Below are 17,931 nucleotides of genomic sequence, written 5' to 3'. Positions count from 1 at the left end.
TGGCGCACGCCGTTGCTCAAACGGGCTGCGCCACGCGTTCCATCGCACGCTGCAACGTTTCGTAGACCTTCGGACGATTGCACTGCGAAACATTGAAACGCAGAAAATCGCCCGCGCTGCGCGACACGCTGAACACGTTGCCCGGCGCGAGCACCACGCCTTCCACCAGCGCCTCGCGCGCGATCTGCGCGGCGTCGAGCCCATCCGGCAATTGCGCCCACACGAATAGTCCGGCCTGCGGCCGCGTCCACGCGGTGAGGCCGAGCGCTGAAAGACGGCGCAGCGTGTCGCCCATCGCGTCGGCGAGCTTCGCGCGCAGGCCGTCCAGATGCCGCCGATACGTGCCGTCCACGAGCAGGCGGTGCACGAGTTCGGCCACCATCTCCCCGTTGCCGAACGAGACCGCGAGCTTGAGATCCACGAGCGGTTCGATCCAGTCCGTGCGCGCCGCGATGAAACCGCAGCGCGCCGCCGCCGACATCGTCTTCGAGAAGCTGCCAATGGTGACCACGCGCGCGAGGCCGTCGAAAGCCGCTAGGCGCGGCGCGGGTTCGATTTCGAAGTCGGCGAAGATGTCGTCCTCGACGATCAGGAGGTCATGTTCCTCCGCGAGCTTGAGCAGGCGATGCGCGACGGCAGGCGCGAGCGTCGCGCCGGTGGGGTTGTGGACCGCCGAGTTCGTCACGTAAAGGCGAGGGCGCGATTCGGCCAGCGCGCGCTCGAACGCGGCGAGATCCGGACCCGTCGGCGTGTACGGCACGCCGACCACGCGCACGCGGTGCGCGCGCAGCAGCGCCTGGAAATTGAAGTAGCACGGGTCGTCCACGAGCACGGTGTCGCCAGGCTCGAGCAGAAAGCGGCAAAGGAGGTCGAGCGCCTGGGTGCCGCCGTCGGTCAGCACGATCTGCTCCGGGGCGGCCTCCACGCCATGCTGGCCGAGCCGCCAGGCGAGTTGCTGGCGCAGCGCGGGCAGGCCGAGCGGCGAGGCGTAATCGGTGAGCGGCGCGCGCGGATCGCGTGCGATGGCGCGCAGCGCGCGCCGCACGGCGTCCTCCGGCAGCCACGAGGCGGGCAGCCAGCCGCAGCCGGGCCGCAGCGCACCCGCCTCGGTCTGCAGCGACTGGCGCGTGAGCCAGAGCGGATCGATCTCGCGGTCGAGCTGCGGCCCGAGCGCGGCAAGCGCGAGCGGCGGCGCGTGACCGGCCACGAAGAAACCCGCCCCGCGCCGTGCGACCAGCACGCCTTCGGCAACGAGGCGCTCATAGGCCTCCACCACCGTGGAATTCGACACGCCAAGCTGCTCGCTCATCGCGCGAATGGACGGCACGCGCGCGCCCGCGGCCAGCGAGCGCGCGGCAATACGCTCGCGCAGCGCCTGCATCACCTGCTCGACGCGCGTCATGGGCAAGCCTTCCGTTCTCGCTCTGTCTTTCATCTGTACTGCTCCGTGTTCAATACAGTTTGAAGAAATTGTACTGATCTGTAGCTTACCTCCGCGCGGCTCGGCGCGCATCATCGCTGGATCGATCACCGATGTTTTCCCCTTGGCCATTGCCCATGCGCAAAACGCTCGATCCCACCACCGATGGCTGGCTCTGCGGCCTCGCAGGCGTCCTCATCTTCAGCGGCTCGCTGCCCGCCACGCGACTCGCCGTGCTCGGCCTCGACCCCGTGTTCCTCACGGGCGCGCGCGCGACCATCGCGGGCGTGCTCGGCGTGTTGCTGCTTCTGTCGCTGCGCGCGGCGCGGCCGGCGCGCAACGAAATCTGGCCGCTCGTCATCGTCGCGCTCGGTGTGGTGGTGGGCTTTCCGCTCCTCACCGCGCTCGCGCTCCAGCACGTGAGTTCGGCGCACGCGATTGTGTTCGTCGGCTTGCTGCCGCTCGCCACCGCCGTGTTCGGCGTGCTGCGCGCGGGCGAGCGTCCGCAGCCGGCCTTCTGGGTCTTTTCAGCGGCGGGCAGCGCCGCCGTGGTGGCGTTCGCGCTGCGCCACGGCATCGACGCCTCGCCGCTCGGCGACGCGCTCATGCTCGCCGCCATCGTCGTGTGCGGGCTCGGCTACGCGGAAGGCGCGCGGCTTTCGCGGCGCCTTGGCGGCTGGCAGGTGATCTGCTGGGCGCTCGCGATCTCGCTGCCCGTGATGGCGCCGCTCGCGTGGTGGCTGCGCCCCGCGTCGTTCGCCGCCGTCGGCGCGGCTTCGTGGTGGGGGTTCGCCTATGTGTCGCTCTTCAGCATGCTGATCGGCTTCGTGTTCTGGTACCGCGGGCTCGCGCTCGGCGGCATTGCGGGCGTGGGGCAATTGCAGTTGCTGCAGCCGTTCTTCGGCTTCGTGCTCGCGGCGCTACTGCTGCACGAAACCGTCCCGCCGGCGATGATCGCCGTCACTGCCGTGGTGATCGCGTGCGTGGCCGGGGCGCGGCGCTTCGGGCGCGCAACGGGCGCATCCACGGTCGCGAATCGCACCCGCACGCAGCGCGTCTAAGCCATGCATTTTTGGCGCGCTTCAAAAGCGCCCGCGCGCGAGGCATAGTGAGGGATGCAAACCTCCTTCCGCTGTGCCTTCGCGCCCCGCTCCAACCGATGACCCCACACACCGACGCGCACGTGCGCGACGCCACCGCCGACGACTTTCCCGCCATCGCCGCGATCTATGCGCACCACGTGCTGCACGGCACGGCCTCGTTCGAGGAGACCCCGCCTGCGCTCGACGAACTGCTGCGCCGCCACGCCGCCGTGCGCGAACACGGCCTGCCCTGGCTCGTCGCCGAGATCGGCGGCCGCGTGGCGGGCTACTGCTACGCCACGCCCTACCGGCCGCGCCCGGCGTACCGCTTCACCGTTGAAGACTCGATCTATATCGACGAAGCGTTTCGCGGCCGCGGACTCGGCCACACGTTGCTTAACGCGCTGATCGAACGCTGCGAGGCAGGCCCGTGGCGGCAAATGATCGCCGTGGTCGCCGACCCGCGCGGCGGCTCGCTCAAACTGCACGAGCGCCTCGGGTTCGAACTGACCGGCACGCTGCGCGGCGTAGGCTTCAAGCACGGCCAGTGGCGCGACACGGCGCTCATGCAGCGCACGCTCGGGCCGGGCGCGGATACGCCGCCCAAAGGCTGACGCGGCACGCGCAAAAAACGCTCCGGCGCGCCGCACACGCGCCGCAAGCGAAACGCGGCTCGTACAATACGTCCTTTCGCAACGGAGCCAGTTCCAAGGCTCCGAAGACAAGGACTGATTCGCCATGCAACCCCTCCTCGAACACCTGCACCCGGCCAACTGGGGCTTCCTGTGGGACGCGCTCTCCGCGCTCGCGCTGCGCTTGTGCGCGGCCTTCGCGATCATCTGGTTCGGCTGGTGGTTCTCCCGGCGCGTAGCCAACTGGATCGCGCGACGCGGCGGCGCCATCGACCCGACGCTGCGCCCCATCGTGCGCGACACGGCCGTGTGGGGCGTGCGCCTCGTCGCCGTGATCGGCGCGCTCTCGCAAATCGGCATCCAGACCGCCAGCATCGTCGCAGTGCTCGGCGCGGCGGGTCTCGCCATCGGTCTCGCGCTGCAAGGCACGCTGCAGAACATCGCGGCGGGGATCATGCTGTTGCTGCTGCGGCCGTTCAAGGTAGGCGACTATATCGACGGCGGCGCAGGCACCGTTGCGGGCACCGTCGAGGAAGTGAACCTCTTCACCACGCGCCTCACGAAGCCGGACGGCATCTGCGAATACGTGCCGAACAGCGCGCTGTGGAGCAATTCGATCCGCAACTACAGCCGCAATCCCACGCGCCGGCTCGACCTCGAAGTGGAGGTGTCGGTGCGCGACGACGTGAACCGCGCGATCGACGTATTGCGCACGCTCGCCGCCGCCGACCCGCGCGTGCTGGCCTCGCCCGCGCCGCAAGTGATGGTGACGCGCTTCGACGACAGCACCGCCGTGCTCAACATCCGGGTGTGGTCGAACATCGACACGTTCTGGGACATGCGCTGGGACCTTTCGCGCCAGGTGCGCCAGGCGCTCAACGACGCGCACTGCTCGCTGCCGCTGCGCACCCGCGAGCTGCACATCGTGCAGACGCAGCCGGAGCAACCGACACAACCGACGCAGTCGACGCAACAAGCGCAGCAATGAACGCGTACGCGCGCCGCCTGCGCGGCTATGCCAGAGGGCTAGTGCCGCACGGCTACCTGGCCTTGCTGCTGGTGCTCGACGGCCTGCTGCTCGTGCGCCCGGTCGCGCAGAGAGCGCTCGAACACGCGCGCGGCAACTGGTTCGACGACTGGATCACGCTCATCAACGCATTCGGCGTGCTCGCGCTTCCCCAGGCGCTGGTCGCCACCGGCCTCACGATGATGTCGTTCGGCATTGCGCTGCGCGCGCGCGTGGCATGGGTGCTCTCACTCGTGCTGCTCGCCGGCGCGGCCAGCATCTGCCTGTGGGGCGACTATCGCAGCCACGCGCTAGCGGCCTTCTCGCTCGCACTCGCCTGCGCGCTCATTTACTACTGGCGCCGTTTCGATCGCGCGAGCGTCGCTGCGGGCTCCTTGTTCGCATTCCTGAGCATTGGCTCGTTGGTCGTCTACGCAGTGTTCGGCGCGCTGTATCTCGGCGACGACTTTGCGCCGCCCATTCGCAACCTCGTCACCGCGTTCTACTTCTCGATCGTGTCGATGTCCACGGTCGGCTACGGCGATATCGTGCCGCACTCGGACACCGCGCGGCTTTTCACGGCCTCGATCATCGTGCTCGGGATCACCGTGTTCGCGACTTCGATCAGCGCCGTGATCGGGCCCGTGATCGGCGGCCATTTGAAACGCATCGTCAAGGGAGGCATTTCCAACGTGACCCGCAAGAACCACTATCTGATCGTTGGCGCCTCGCCGCTCGCGCATAGCGTGTATGGGGGGCTCGTTAAGCGCGGCTACGCGGCAACCGTGATCGTCGCGCCGAATACGCCGCACAACTATCCGGCCGAGGCCGACCTGATCGTCGGCGACGCGAGCGACACCGCCACGCTCCACAACGCAGGCGCCGAAACCGCGCTCGCCGCGCTCGCGCTGCGCTCCGACGACGCCGAGAACGCGTTCGTGATTCTCGCGATCAAGGAGATCGCGCCGAAGGTGCGCACAGTGGCGCTCGTGAACGACAGCCGCAACTTGCAGCGGTTGCGCCTCTTGCAGCCCGACATGGTGTTTTCGCCGCAACTGCTCGCAGGCGAACTGCTCGCGCGCACGCTCAACAACGAGACCATCGACAACACGCTGATCGAGCAGTTGTTGTTTGGGAAGAGCACGGGGGGCGCCGCATAACCGTTTTACCGTTGCGTGGGCGGCAATCGCCGAAACAACGTCGGATAGTCGATCACGAGCCCATCTTCGTCCACGCGCAAGTTCGCCGTGAAATCGCGGAAGATGCCCTCGTAGCGGTACTCGCGGTCGCGTTCGATGCACACGTAGGCCTGCTCGACCGGTTTGGGCTCCAGCTCCGGCGCGGCGATGTACACCACGCGAATTGGCTGGCGCTCGCCGCGCGCGAGGCCTAAACGCCGGATCGGCAGTGTGTTCGTGTACGGTGTCGCGGCGATGTCGATATCGATGCAGCCGTCGAGCGCTGCCAGTGCGCGCCCTTCCCCGTCGGTCCAGTGACCCTTGCCGTCGCCCTGTAGCACGAGCGAGCGGCCGCCCATCACGCGAAACGCCGCCCAACGCACGCGCCACTGCGCGTCGCACTCGATGGCGTAAGCCAGGCCATAAGATTTGCCGTAGCGCTCGCCGACGACCACGCTTTCCGCGCGGATCGTGTCGCCTTTTTCGCCAAATTTCGGGCCGCAATGCGCATCGAACGCCAGATGCTCGATGCCCTCGCCCGTTTCGGATGCCCAACGCACTTCCCGCATCGTCCGCCTCCACAAAGATCACGGCACCCGCCGTGTGCGTATCGTAACGCGGCGGCAAATAGCGACTATCAACCTACGCGCATGCGCGAAGCGGGCTGCATCGCCTATGCTCGCACTCTGGCCGGCCGTGCGTCTCGCACCGGGGCCGCACTCGCCAGTATCCGCATTTCACCATGTCCGCCCGATTTTCCGCCGCTTCCAGCGCCACTGCCGACACAGCCGCAGGCCCCGCCTTGCGCGCGCTCTTACGCAGCCTCGGCCAGATCGTGCTGCAGGCGAACGCGGGAACGGGCGCGTGCCTGCTCGCGGCGCTCGCGCTCACCGACTGGCGGCTGGCGCTCGCCGCCCTGCTCGGCGCCGCGGCGGCCAACGTCTGCGCGCTCGTGGCGGGCCACGCAGAAACCGCGATCCACGACGGCCTCGCCGGCTACAACGGCGCGCTCGCCGCGCTCGCGGCGTTCACCTTCGTCGGCGACGCGGGCACGGCGGCTGCGCTCGCGCTCATCGCGGGCGGCGCGAGCGCGTGGATCGCCGGGCCGCTGAACCGCTGGCTCGCCCGCGCGCGGCTCGGCCTGTATTCCGTGCCCTGCCTCATCGCGACCTGGATCTGGCTGCCGCTGCATCCGGGCAGCGAGCCCGTTGCCACCGCGAGCGCCGTTGCACCGCTCGCCCCGCACGGTTCGCCGCTCGAGGCTGCAGTCCACGCCGCGGCTGGCGTATTGAGCGGCCTCGCGCAAACCACGTTCACAACGGGCGCGGCGGCGGGCCTGTGTGTGCTAGCCGGTCTCGCCTGGTCGTCGCGGCGCGCGGCAGTCTATGCGCTCAGCGGCGCGGCGCTCGCGAGCGCCCTCGAACTCGCGTGCGGCGTGAGTCCGGACGCCTTCGGCGCGGGCCTCGCGGGCTTCAATGGCGCGCTTGCGGCGCTCGCCGTGTGCACGCTCGGCATGCGCGCCGCGTTCTGTGCGACCATGCTCGCCGCGGCCCTGCATCTGGCCGCCGTGCGCTGCGGATTGCCCGCGCTAACCGCGCCGTTCGTGCTGGCGAGCTGGTGCGTGCATGTGGCAGCGCGACGCCTGCGCGCGCTGCCCGCGTCAGCCACGCCGCCTGAAGAATCCACCGTCCGCTGAAGGAATCGCCATGTCTTTCGCCCATCGCCCGACGAGCACCTGCGCCGAGACCGCACCGCGCTCCGCCGCCGAGCAGCAACTGCGCGTCGATCTCGCCGCCGCCTACCGCCTGATTGCGCTCAACGGCTGGGACGACCTCATCTACACGCACGTTTCCGCCGCCGTGCCCGGGGAACCTGGCCGCTTCCTCATCAATCCGTTCGGCCTCGCCTTCGACGAAGTGCGCGCCTCGAACGTCGTGAAGATCGACACCGAAGGCCGCATCGTCGGCGAGAGCGAGCACCCTGTGAACGCCACCGGTTTCGCGCTGCATGCGGCCGTGCATCTCGCGCGGCCCGACGCAGTGTGCGTAATGCATCTGCACAATACGGCGGGCATTGCCGTGTCGATGCAGCGCGACGGACTCTTGCCTGGCTCGCAGCACGCGCTGCGCTTTTACGGCCAGCTAGCGTGGCACGACTACGAGGGCCTTGCTTTCACGCCCGCCGAAGGCACGCGCCTCACCGCGAGCCTGGGCACGCACCCGGCCATGCTGCTGCGCAATCACGGCACGCTCACCACCGGCCGCACGGTGGCTGAAGCCTATGTGCTGATGGCGACGCTCATCAAGGCCTGCGAAATCCAGTTGCAAGCGCAGGCCGGCGGCGTGCCGCTCGTCTTGCCGCCGCCCGAGGTGGCCGAACGCACCGCCGAGCAATTGCGCGACGGCGGCGCGATCGAAGGCGTGCTCGAATGGCCGGCGCTGCTGCGCAAGCTCGATCGCATCGATTCGTCATACCGCGACTAACCACGCCCATTCCATCGCATCACTGACTTTCCGAGGAGACCCGCATGCCAACATTCCACATCGAAATGTTCGAAGGCCGCAGCGTCGAACAAAAGCGCCAGCTCGCCGCGGCACTGACCGAGACCACCTGCAAGGTGCTCGGCGTCGAGCCGCAATCCGTCGACATCATCTTTCACGACGTGAAGCCGGAAAATTGGGCGACGGCCGGCAAGCTGTGGAGCGATCCGCGCTGACGCTTCCCCTTCTATCGCATTCCTTATCTTTTTCCGCCTGGCGTCGCACGCAGCGCCCGCGCCGCCAGGCGCGACTGAATCCTCCCTCGCACGCTTTCTTGCGCCGCACCCCGAGGCGCATTGACGCACCCCACGCGGCTGCGCGGTGTATTGCCGCAGCGCCACACCCCTCGCACACCCCGCCTGCACAACGAACGTTTAATCTAAATTGATCTTTATCAATGCGTTAGCGCATGTTTTCTACTGATTGAGATTGACGACTGCGACACGCTGGCGCACGTCGCAGTGCAGCAAAACCGCCGCCATTCCCCTACGCTTACGTCCATCGCACGCAACCGCAGCGCCCCCACTGCGGTGCAGTGTGCAGGTTCCCCCGCGCATTTCCCAGTAAGCAAGCAACAGGCACGCACATGCACACGTCACTCTCCGCCTTCGACCTGGCCCGGCTGCAGTTCGCCTTCACCGTCTCGTTTCACATCGTCTTTCCGGCGCTTTCCATCGGGCTTGCAAGCTTTATCGCCGTGCTCGAAGCCTGCTGGCTCAAAACGCGTCAGCCGTTCTACAAGGACCTTTGCCTGTTCTGGTCGAAAGTGTTCGCCGTGGCCTTCGGCATGGGCGTCGTCTCCGGCGTCGTGATGAGCTATGAGTTCGGCACCAACTGGTCGGGCTTTTCGTCGTTCGCCGGCCCTGTAACCGGGCCGCTGCTCATGTACGAAGTCATGACCGCGTTCTTTCTCGAGGCAGGCTTCCTCGGCATCATGCTGTTCGGCTGGAACCGCGTGAGCCCGCGCGCCCACTTCGGCGCGACGCTGATGGTCGCCATCGGCACGCTCATCTCCACGTTCTGGATCCTCGCCTCGAATAGCTGGATGCAGACGCCGCAAGGCTTCAAGGTCGTCGATGGCCACGTCGTGCCGGTCGACTGGTTCAAGATCATTTTCAACCCGTCGTTCCCTTACCGTCTTGCGCACATGGCGATCGCCGCGTTCATCGTGGCCGCGCTCGTGGTGGCCGCGAGCGGCGCATACCACTTGCTCAAGGGGCGGCGCGACCCCGCCATCAAGAAGATGTTTTCGATGGCGCTCGGCCTGCTGCTCGTGCTCGCACCGGTGCAAGCCCTCGTGGGCGACGCGCACGGCCTGAACACGCGCGAATATCAGCCCGCCAAGATCGCCGCGATCGAAGGCATTTGGGACACCGAACAAGGCGGCACAGCACTGAACCTGTTCGGCATCCCAGACATGCAGGCCGAGACCACGCGCTACGCCGTTTCCATCCCGCACCTGGGCAGCCTGATCCTCACGCATAGCTGGGACGGCGAGATCAAGGGGCTCAAGTCCTTCCCCGCCGACGAGCGGCCCAATTCGCCGCTGCTGTTCTGGAGCTTCCGCGTCATGGTCGGTTTAGGCCTCCTGATGATTCTGCTCGGCGTGGTGGGCTGGGTGCTGCGCCGCCGTGGCACGCTGTACGAATCGCGTGGTTTCCAGCGCTTCGCGCTCGCCATGGGACCAACGGGCTTCATCACGCTGCTTGCGGGCTGGGTCACGACCGAAGCCGGCCGCCAGCCCTGGGTGGTCTACGGCGTGATGCGCACGGCGCAAGCGGTGTCGCCACTCACGGCGCAGCAAGTGGGCGTTTCGCTGATGGCGTTCGTGGCCGTGTACTTCCTTGTGTTCGGCACGGGCATCTACTACCTGCTCAAGCTGCTGCGCAAAGGCCCTGCGCTGCCCGGCACGAAGCCGCACTCGCACGACGAGCCGCGTGAACCGCGCGTGGCCCACCCTGCGCTCACTGTGAATCAGACCGCACGCCGCCCCATGTCCGCCGCCGATCAGCTGATCGACGCTTGAGGCGCCCCGCATTCATCGTTACGAGGCTAGCAAGCAAATGGATGTCACCGTCATCTGGGCCGCGATCATCGCGCTCGGCGTTCTTCTCTACGTGGTGCTCGACGGCTTCGATCTCGGCATCGGCATCGTGTTTCCGCTCTTTCCCGACGAGGAAGAGCGCGATCTCATGATGAACACCGTCGCCCCCGTGTGGGACGGCAACGAGACCTGGCTCGTGCTAGGCGGCGCGGGGCTTTTCGCCGTGTTCCCCGTCGTCTACTCAACCGTGCTTTCCGCGCTCTATCTGCCGCTCGTGTTCATGCTCGCGTGCCTGATCTTCCGCGGCGTGTCGTTCGAGATTCGCGCCAAGGCCAATCGCACGAAGCATTTGTGGGACCTCGCGTTCATCGGCGGCTCGACCGGTGCGGCGTTCTTCCAGGGCATTGCGCTCGGCGCCTTCCTGCAAGGCATTCCGATGGACGGCGGCCAGTTCGCCGGCGACGCCTTCGGCTGGCTCACGCCATTCAGCCTGCTTTCGGGCTTCGGGCTCGTCGCGACCTACGCGCTGCTCGGCTGCTGCTGGCTCGTCGCGAAGACCGAGGGCGACCTGCAGCGCCGCCTGCGCAAGCTCGTCTGGCCGCTTACTGTCATGCTGCTCGGCTTCATCGCGCTCGTGAGCCTGTGGACGCCGCTGCAGGACCCGGCGATTGCCGATCGCTGGTTCCGTTCGGGCCTCTTCTGGCGTCTCGCGCCGGTGCCGCTGCTCGTGCTCGCCTGCGCCTCATGGATGCGCTGGGCCGTGCATGCGCGCCATCACAAGACACCCTTCATCGCGGCCATCGGGCTCGTGCTGCTCGGCTACGCAGGCTTGCTCGTGAGCCTGTGGCCTTACGCGATTCCGCAGGGCCTCACGCTCTGGGAAGCGGCCGCGCCGCGCGAGAGCCAGACGTTCACGCTCGTGGGCGCCGCATTCATTCTGCCGATCATTCTCGCGTACACGATGCTCGGTTACTGGGTCTTCAGAGGCAAGGTGCGTCATGGCGACACCCATCACTACCACTAAGCTGCCCGGCTGGATCTGGTTCGTACTCCTTTGGTGTGCGGGCGTGGGTGCGGCCGTGTCGCTCGGCTTCGCGTTCAAGGTCTTCATGAACCTCACGCTGTTCGCCGTCAAGTGATTGGCACAGGCGCGCTCGATTTCACGGCGCCGCGTTAGACTGTAGGCTCTCTGTCACCCGTGTGAAACCTTCATGCAACAGATGACCTTCATGGAATGCGTCAAGCGCGCGTGGGCGAGCGCCTGGCAGGCCGCCGTGCAAATGCCGGTTCTCGTTCTGGCGACTTTCGCGATCTACGCGGCGCTCGGGTGGTTCGGGCTCGCCGGGCGGCCCGTGCCGGCCGAAGGCGCGACGCCCTCGGCCGGACTCATTGCGCTCGGCAATCTCGCCTCGCTGCTGAATTCGCTCGTCTACCTCTGGTTCACGCTGAAGATCTCGCGCTTCGTGCTGCTAGGCGAGCGCAGCGCGCCGCTCATGCCGGCAGGGGCGAAACCGTTCCTGCGTATCTTCGCGGTTGGCCTCATTCTGGCGGTCGCGCTCGGCGCATTCGCGCTCTTGCTGTGGGTCGTGCTGCGGCCTCAGTACCAGGGCGGCGCGGCGTTCCTCTTTCTGGTGGTCCTTGCAATCTGGATGTTCGTGGCGGTGCGCCTCTCGCTGCTCTTTCCGGCGCTTGCAATCGGCAGCCCGATCGCCTTCGGCGCCGCATGGCGCGACAGCCGCGGGCATTTCTGGAGCCTCTTTGGCGTCACCTTCGTCGCGGCGCTGCCCATTGCCGTATGCGGCCTCATCGTGCTCATCGGCATGGGCCTCGCGGGCGTTTCGCCTGAAATCGTGCGGCAGCCCGGTTGGCTCACCGCGCTCGCCATTGGCCAGAGCATCGGCAATATCGTGTTCGCGCTGCTCACCACCACGGCGCTCGCCTGGCTTTACCGGCGCTACGCGCAAGCGTTGACTTCGCCCGCCACGCGCTAGTCCCTGCTACCAGATGCCCGGCACGAAGCGATAACGCACGCGCGCCAGATACTCGCGGTAGCCGGGCAAATTCTCCGCGAGCGTTTGCTCTTCGCGCACCGCGCGATAGCCGATCCCCACGACCATGACGGGCACGCACGCGAGCCCCCACCACGAACCGAGCATGAGCGGCGTGCCGGCGAGAAAGAGCAGCGCGAAGCCATACATTGGGTGACGCACGTAGGCATACGGGCCCGTGTCGCTGACCGTATGCCCGCGTTCGCTCTGAATCTTTACGACCGGTGCGGCAAAGCGGTTCGCCGCGAAGACCGCACGCGTTGCGTAGATATCGACGAAGATGAAAATGGCGCCGAGCACGCTGAGCCACAGCGGCACGCGCGACCAGCCCATGCGCACGGCGTCGATGCCCATCAGGCACAGCCACGCGCAGAACCCCACCGATACGCACAGCATGAATACGCGGTCCCACGGCTGCTGTGTGCGTTGCGCGAAAGGCGCGAGCCGCTCGACGAGGAGCCCCGGATCTTCGCGCCCGAGCCACAGCCCGATCCACACGCCGCACAACGCCCACTCGATGAGCCACAGCCACGCTGCCGTCCAGGCCAGCGTGCCCGCCGAAACGAACAGCAGCGCACCCATCAACCCGAACCAGACCACGACTTGCACGAACAGCTTCGCCATTAGCGCTTTCGTCATTTTCGGCTCAGTCATGATGCCCTCCTTGCGCGCGGCCCAGGTGTTGTTACGCGCGCTTCCTGCTATGCGCCGTGCGAAGTCATGCGCGCATAGAGCACATCGGCGTCGATACGCTGCGCCGCTTCGCCGCGGGTGAGGTCGATGCCGAAGCGTTCGCGCAGACACTTCGCGAGTTCCTCTCCATTGGCGATCGTACGCTCCTCGCTCACCTGGCCTTGCGCGTCGCGCTCGGTAAATCGATCGTTGAACAGGATCGCGCGACCACCTTCACGCGCGATGCACGCGATCAGGCTGAACGTGAAAAACGAATCGGGCGACGCCGACGTATACCAGTTCGCCACTTCGTAATCGACCCACTCCGCGGGCGTCAACTCGAAGCGATAAACGTCGAACCACTTCTCGCCGTCGAACAATTCGAGTTTGCGCTCATCGTCTGAAAGCGTCACGAGCCGCGCCGGCTCGTGCGGCGTTTGCTGTTGCGCCTCGCTCGAAAGCAGGAGCGGTACGCACAACGTCGCGCCGCCGAAACCCACGTCCACGATCCACGAATCGCCCTCGGCCTCCACGCGCAGCAGCATATGCGTGCGCGGCGTGCGCGCGCCCGGCGCCTGGCCGAACAGCACGCGCGCGGAAAGCGGCGTCACGGAAAAGCCCAGTTGCATGAGCACGTGCGCAAACAACGTGTTGTGCTCGAAGCAGTAGCCGCCGCGACGCTGCGCCACGAGTTTATCGGCAATGTCCGGCAACTTGACCGACACGCGCCGCCCGGCGAGCGGATCGAGATTCTCGAACGGAATGGCAAGCGGATGAAGACGATGCAGTTCGCACAGCACGGCGAGCGTGGCGGCTCGCGAACCGCCGTAGCCGATGCGGGCGAAGTACGCATCGAGATCGAGTTCGTAGCGTGAGGAAGTGTCGGTCATGGAGCCAGTTTGGTTTGAAGTTTGAGCGGTGAACGTGCGTTCACAACCGTGATGATATGCGACTTCATTCGCCTGACTATTACGTCCAAAACTAACTGTCTGTAATGCACGAACGCGCAATAGACAGGCATCCGTAAGCATTCAGATGACGCCACGTAAAACTTGCGTAAAACGGTTGAGAATCATTCTCGTTTTTGTTGACGCTCGCATTTGCTGTTAGTACGATGGCGCCGTCTGGAGATGTCGGGTATTCAGCGGCTTGCGAATAACAAACGCCAACGCGATCAATCAAGCAATCATTTCAATAAGTAAGGAATACGATGGAATTGACCCGAACCGTCCGCGTGCCCGCGCCGGCCGGCTCGCGCAGCGCGGCGCCAGGCCGCCCGGCGCGTCGGCGCGCACCGGCGTTGCGCGCCATTGCCGTGCTCGCCGCGAGCGCGACATTCGCATGCGGCGCAGCGCGCGCACAGAGCAATGCCAACCCCGACGCCGCTCCTGAAGCTCCGGAAGCCGACCTCGCCATTCAGTCGCAGCCGTCGAACTTCTGGACCGGCATCTGGACGCGCCAGAACCTGCTCGGCGACATGGGCGGCCTGCGGCCTTGGCTCGGCAAATACGGTGTGACATTCCAGCTTACCGAGACGAGCGAGTACCTCGCGAATCTGCGTGGCGGTCTCAAGACGGGCGGCGCGTACGACGGCCTCACGACGGCGACGGTGCAGGTCGACACGAGCAAGGCGCTCGGCATTCCGGGCGGCCTCTTCAACGTGAGCGCCCTGCAGATTCACGGCACCAACCTGAGCACGTCGAACCTCGGCACGCTGAACACCGCGAGCGGCATTGAAGCGACGCCGACCACGCGCCTGTGGGAGCTGTGGTATCAGCAATCGTTCTTCAACAAGCGCCTCGACGTGAAGATCGGTCAGCAAAGTCTCGACCAGGAATTCATCGTGAGCCAGTACGGGGCGCTGTTCATCAACACGATGTTCGGCTGGCCTGCGCTGCCCTCGTACGACATGCCCTCGGGCGGCCCCGCCTATCCGCTCGCCGGTCTCGGCGTGCGCGTGCGCGGGCAGATCACGCCTTCGTTGACCGCGCTCGCGGGTGTGTTCTCCGGCGACCCGCTCGGCAACGATCCGAATAATCTTAGTGGTACGAACTTCAATCTGCACAACGGCACGTTGTGGATCGGCGAACTGCAATACGCCATCAACCAGCCGTCAGAAGGCGAACTGGTCAGCGCAGACAATCACGGCCTGCCGGGCACCTACAAGCTGGGCTTCTGGTACAACACCAACTCGTTCGCCGACCAGCGCTTCGACAACACGGGGCTTTCGCTCGCGAACCCGGCTTCGACCGGCATTGCGTTGCAGCACCAGGGCAACTACAGCTTCTATGCCGTGGCCGACCAGATGATCTGGCGCCCCGACCCGGACGAGCCGCGCAGCATCGGCGTATTCGCACGCGTGATGGGCGCGCCCGGCGACCGCAATCTCGTGAGCCTCGCGGCCAACCTCGGCATCGTGATGAAGGCGCCGTTCAAGGGCCGCGACAACGACAGCGTGGGCATCGCCGCCACCTACATCAAGGTCGGCAACAACGTGCACAACCTCGACCTCGACCAGCAGATGTTCACCGGCGGTCCTTACGGCGTGCGCACGCAGGAAACGGCGCTCGAATTGACCTATCAGTATCAGGTCACGCCATGGTGGATTCTGCAGGCCGACGCGCAATACACGTTCAACGCGGGCGCGGGCCAGAATCCGCAGGACCCGACCGCGCCGCTGCGCAACACGTTCGTGGTGGGCGTGCGGACCAACATCACGTTCTAAGCCCAAGAAAGCGCAACCGACCCATGTTCAACCCCAAGTCCTCGCGTTTTCCCAACCGCACGCACTGCGGCCGCGCGAGGCACGGAGATTCAGTATGAAACACGCTACGCGCACGCTCCTGCAATGCACGGTCCACGCGGCCCGCTCCGCGCTCGCGCTGGCCGCCGCGGCAGTGCTCGCCGGCGCGCCGCTCGCGGCCCACGCCGACCCGCAGGGCCTGCTCGAGACCGTCAAGCACCACACCACGCTCATCAACACCGTGCCCGACAACGGCGACCAGAACCCGTACGCGATCTTCGTCGCGCCGGTTTCCGCCGGCACGGTGAAAGAAGGCGACGTGCTGGTGGACAACTTCAACAATGCGGCCAACCTGCAGGGCACCGGCAGCACCATCATCGACTATCACCCCGACACGAAGCAGATGACGCTGTTCGCGACGATTCCGCGCGATCTCAAGGAGTGTCCGGGCGGTGTCGGCCTCTCGACCGCGATGACGATGCTCAAGTCGGGCTGGGTCATCGTGGGCAGCACGCCGAGCAACGACGGCACGACCGGCACCAAGGGCGCGGGCTGCATGATCGTGCTCGACAGCGGCGGCAAGATCGCGAAGGTCATCAGCAGTCCGAACATCAATGACCCGTGGGGCAACATGGCCGTGGTCGACAACGGCGACCACGCCACGCTGTTCGTGAGCAACGCGGGCTTCGGCGTGGGCAGCGCAGCAGGTGACCCACCTGTGTTCAAGCAGGCCACGGTGCTGCGCCTCGACCTCGACATCCCGAGCGGCCAGGCGCCGGCCGTGAAGAGCGAAACCGTGGTGGCGAGCGGCTTTGGCGCGCAGGCGGACAAGGGCGTGTTCCTCGTCGGCCCGACCGGCCTCGCGCTTTCGGCGGACAACAAGCTGCTTTACGTGTCCGACGCGATCGGCAACCGCATCAACGTGATCGAAGACCCGCTCACGCGCGACACGAGCGCGGGCGTGGGCCGCCAGCTCACCGCCGACGGTCTGCTGCACCGCCCGCTCGCCATGATCACCACGCCGCAGGGCCACCTGCTCGTGACGAATGCCTTGAACGGCCAGGTCGTCGAGATTGACCCGACCGCAGCGAAGCAGCTCTACGCACGCTGGATCGATACCGACAAGGCGCAAACGCCCCCTGGCAACGGCGACCTTTTCGGCATCGCGCTGACCCCGGCGGGCGACGGCTTCTACTATGTGGAAGACGATGTGAATACTCTCGTGCTGGCTAAATAATCATGTCCTCCGACGATACTCCCAACAACCCAACGCGCCTTGCGCGGCGCGGCTTCCTGAAAGCCGGCGCCGCATTGGGTGCAAGCGTCGGTGCGAGCCTTGGCGCAGGCGCGGCCACGAGCGGCCTCGCCCAGGCCGCCGAGGCCAGGCACCACGCCATGCCCGCCGACCCGATGCTCGCGGTGGAGCCGTTCTACGGCGAGCACCAGGGCGGCATCGTGACGCCGCAGCAGGCGCACACGTATGTCGCGGCCTTCGACCTCACGACGACCTCGCGCGACGACGTCGTCAACCTGCTGCGCAAGTGGACCGAGTCCGCGGCGCGCATGAGCCAGGCGCAGCCGGCGGCGTCGCTGGACGGCACCGGCGACGACCACCCTGCGCCCGATTCCGGCGACGTGCTGGGCCTCGGCCCGGCGGGTCTCACGGTCACGTTCGGCTTCGGTCCCGGCCTCTTCACGTCGCAGGACAAGGATCGCTATGGTCTCGCGCACAAGCGCCCCGCCGCGCTCGTCGACCTGCCGCGCTTTAACGGCGACCAACTGATCGCGCAAAAAACCGGCGGCGATCTCTTCGTGCAGGCGTGCGCCAACGACGCACAGGTGGCCTTCCACGCGGTGCGCCAACTCGCGCGCCAAGGCTACGGAATCCTGACGATGCGCTGGGGCCAGGCGGGCTTTCTCTCGGGCCCGCGCGCGCAGACGCCGCGCAACCTCATGGGCTTCAAGGACGGCACGAACAATCCGCCGACCACCGACCCGAAGGCGATGAACCAGTTCGTCTGGGCCACTGCCGCCGACGCGCCGTGGATGCAAGGCGGCACCTATACGGTGGTGCGCCGCATCCGCATCACGCTGGAGCACTGGGACCAGATGGAACTGGGCTTCCAGGAGCAGGTGTTCGGCCGCCACAAGTACAGTGGCGCGCCTATCGGGCAGAAGAAGGAGTTCGACAACGTCGATCTCGAAGCGCAGGACAAGGACGGCAACCCGCTGATTCCCGAGAATTCGCACGTGCGTCTTTCGAACCGCGCGTCGAACAACGGCGCGCAGATCCTGCGCCGCTCGTACTCGTACAACGACAGCACGGACTTCTATATCGAGCGCTGGCCGCCGTGGCGCCAGGAAACCGAATACGACGCGGGTCTGATCTTTGTTGCGCACCAGAGCGACCCGCGCACGGGCTTCATTCCGATCAACGAGCGCCTCGCGAAGTTCGACATGATGAACCAGTTCACGACGCACGTGGGCAGCGCGATTTTCGCGTGCCCGCCCGGCGCGAAAGCGGGCTCGTTCATCGGCGCGGAGCTGTTCAGCGCCTGAGATCGCT

General features: G+C 66.4%; 18 protein-coding genes. 14 read left to right on the top strand and 4 right to left on the bottom strand.

The features are described 5' to 3' along the window. Window positions 1-16: 16 nt before the first annotated feature. Window positions 17-1,435, bottom strand: a complete 1,419-nt coding sequence (locus tag U5A57_RS37155) for a PLP-dependent aminotransferase family protein (RefSeq protein ID WP_321916876.1) — start codon at window positions 1,433-1,435, stop codon at window positions 17-19. Window positions 1,436-1,557: 122 nt separating this feature from the next. Between U5A57_RS37155 and U5A57_RS37150 the strand changes: the two genes are divergently transcribed. The 4 genes from U5A57_RS37150 to kch all read left to right on the top strand — a co-directional run bounded on the left by U5A57_RS37150 (window position 1,558) and on the right by kch (window position 5,300). Next, a complete protein-coding gene (locus U5A57_RS37150) occupies window positions 1,558-2,481 on the top strand; it encodes a DMT family transporter (RefSeq protein ID WP_321916874.1) in 924 nt (307 codons plus the stop codon). A gap of 98 nt (window positions 2,482-2,579) precedes the next feature. Then, complete coding sequence (locus U5A57_RS37145; RefSeq protein WP_321916872.1) at window positions 2,580-3,116, top strand: N-acetyltransferase family protein; 537 nt, start codon at window positions 2,580-2,582, stop codon at window positions 3,114-3,116. Window positions 3,117-3,240: 124 nt separating this feature from the next. Further along, entirely contained in the window at window positions 3,241-4,122 is an 882-nt protein-coding gene (locus U5A57_RS37140) for a mechanosensitive ion channel family protein (protein WP_321916870.1), read from the top strand. Next, on the top strand, window positions 4,119-5,300 hold the full coding sequence (gene kch / locus U5A57_RS37135; protein ID WP_321916868.1) for a voltage-gated potassium channel protein: 1,182 nt from the start codon (window positions 4,119-4,121) through the stop codon (window positions 5,298-5,300). Before U5A57_RS37140 ends, kch begins: the two co-directional genes overlap by 4 nt. A 5-nt stretch (window positions 5,301-5,305) precedes the next feature. Here the strand turns inward: kch and U5A57_RS37130 are convergent, their stop codons facing one another. Continuing rightward, window positions 5,306-5,887, bottom strand: coding sequence for a putative glycolipid-binding domain-containing protein (locus U5A57_RS37130; protein WP_321916866.1), 582 nt, complete (start codon window positions 5,885-5,887; stop codon window positions 5,306-5,308). A gap of 173 nt (window positions 5,888-6,060) precedes the next feature. Here U5A57_RS37130 and U5A57_RS37125 point away from each other — a divergent pair, with 173 nt between their 5' ends. The 7 genes from U5A57_RS37125 (at window position 6,061) to U5A57_RS37095 (ending at window position 11,893) form a co-directional block, all read left to right on the top strand. Beyond that, entirely contained in the window at window positions 6,061-7,014 is a 954-nt protein-coding gene (locus U5A57_RS37125) for an urea transporter (protein WP_321916865.1), read from the top strand. A 10-nt stretch (window positions 7,015-7,024) separates the two neighbouring features. Beyond that, window positions 7,025-7,801 carry a class II aldolase/adducin family protein gene (locus U5A57_RS37120; protein ID WP_321916864.1) on the top strand — a complete coding sequence of 259 codons (777 nt, stop codon included), beginning with the start codon at window positions 7,025-7,027 and terminating at the stop codon, window positions 7,799-7,801. 44 nt (window positions 7,802-7,845) lie between these two features. After that, entirely contained in the window at window positions 7,846-8,034 is a 189-nt protein-coding gene (locus U5A57_RS37115; protein WP_028205614.1) for a 4-oxalocrotonate tautomerase, read from the top strand. Window positions 8,035-8,444: 410 nt separating this feature from the next. Beyond that, window positions 8,445-9,884, top strand: coding sequence for a cytochrome ubiquinol oxidase subunit I (locus U5A57_RS37110; protein WP_321916861.1), 1,440 nt, complete (start codon window positions 8,445-8,447; stop codon window positions 9,882-9,884). 37 nt (window positions 9,885-9,921) lie between these two features. Beyond that, a complete protein-coding gene (gene cydB, locus U5A57_RS37105; RefSeq protein ID WP_321916859.1) occupies window positions 9,922-10,926 on the top strand; it encodes a cytochrome d ubiquinol oxidase subunit II in 1,005 nt (334 codons plus the stop codon). Then, window positions 10,901-11,041, top strand: a complete 141-nt coding sequence (locus tag U5A57_RS37100) for a hypothetical protein (protein WP_321916856.1) — start codon at window positions 10,901-10,903, stop codon at window positions 11,039-11,041. The genes cydB and U5A57_RS37100 overlap by 26 nt, the downstream gene beginning before the upstream one ends. A gap of 72 nt (window positions 11,042-11,113) precedes the next feature. Continuing rightward, on the top strand, window positions 11,114-11,893 hold the full coding sequence (locus U5A57_RS37095; RefSeq protein ID WP_321916854.1) for a hypothetical protein: 780 nt from the start codon (window positions 11,114-11,116) through the stop codon (window positions 11,891-11,893). Between the two features lie 6 nt (window positions 11,894-11,899). On the opposite strand, the gene U5A57_RS37090 is transcribed toward U5A57_RS37095, so the two are convergent. Together U5A57_RS37090 and U5A57_RS37085 are read right to left on the bottom strand one after the other, a co-directional pair. Beyond that, the gene (locus U5A57_RS37090) at window positions 11,900-12,604 is read right to left on the bottom strand and encodes an isoprenylcysteine carboxylmethyltransferase family protein (RefSeq protein WP_321916852.1); all 705 of its coding nucleotides are present in this window, start codon (window positions 12,602-12,604) and stop codon (window positions 11,900-11,902) included. A 47-nt stretch (window positions 12,605-12,651) separates the two neighbouring features. After that, window positions 12,652-13,512, bottom strand: a complete 861-nt coding sequence (locus U5A57_RS37085; protein WP_321916851.1) for an arylamine N-acetyltransferase — start codon at window positions 13,510-13,512, stop codon at window positions 12,652-12,654. A gap of 320 nt (window positions 13,513-13,832) precedes the next feature. Here U5A57_RS37085 and U5A57_RS37080 point away from each other — a divergent pair, with 320 nt between their 5' ends. The 3 genes from U5A57_RS37080 (at window position 13,833) to efeB (ending at window position 17,924) form a co-directional block, all read left to right on the top strand. Further along, window positions 13,833-15,347, top strand: a complete 1,515-nt coding sequence (locus tag U5A57_RS37080; RefSeq protein ID WP_415766395.1) for a carbohydrate porin — start codon at window positions 13,833-13,835, stop codon at window positions 15,345-15,347. 94 nt (window positions 15,348-15,441) lie between these two features. Continuing rightward, a complete protein-coding gene (locus tag U5A57_RS37075) occupies window positions 15,442-16,602 on the top strand; it encodes a hypothetical protein (RefSeq protein ID WP_321916849.1) in 1,161 nt (386 codons plus the stop codon). Between the two features lie 2 nt (window positions 16,603-16,604). Next, the gene (gene efeB / locus U5A57_RS37070) at window positions 16,605-17,924 is read left to right on the top strand and encodes an iron uptake transporter deferrochelatase/peroxidase subunit (protein WP_321916848.1); all 1,320 of its coding nucleotides are present in this window, start codon (window positions 16,605-16,607) and stop codon (window positions 17,922-17,924) included. Window positions 17,925-17,931 lie beyond the last annotated feature (7 nt).

It is taken from the genome of Paraburkholderia sp. J11-2, assembly GCF_905220185.1.
GTDB lineage: Bacteria > Pseudomonadota > Gammaproteobacteria > Burkholderiales > Burkholderiaceae > Paraburkholderia.
The sequence above is the reverse complement of the archived record's forward strand: the minus strand, read 5'-3'. Positions and strand labels throughout refer to the sequence as shown.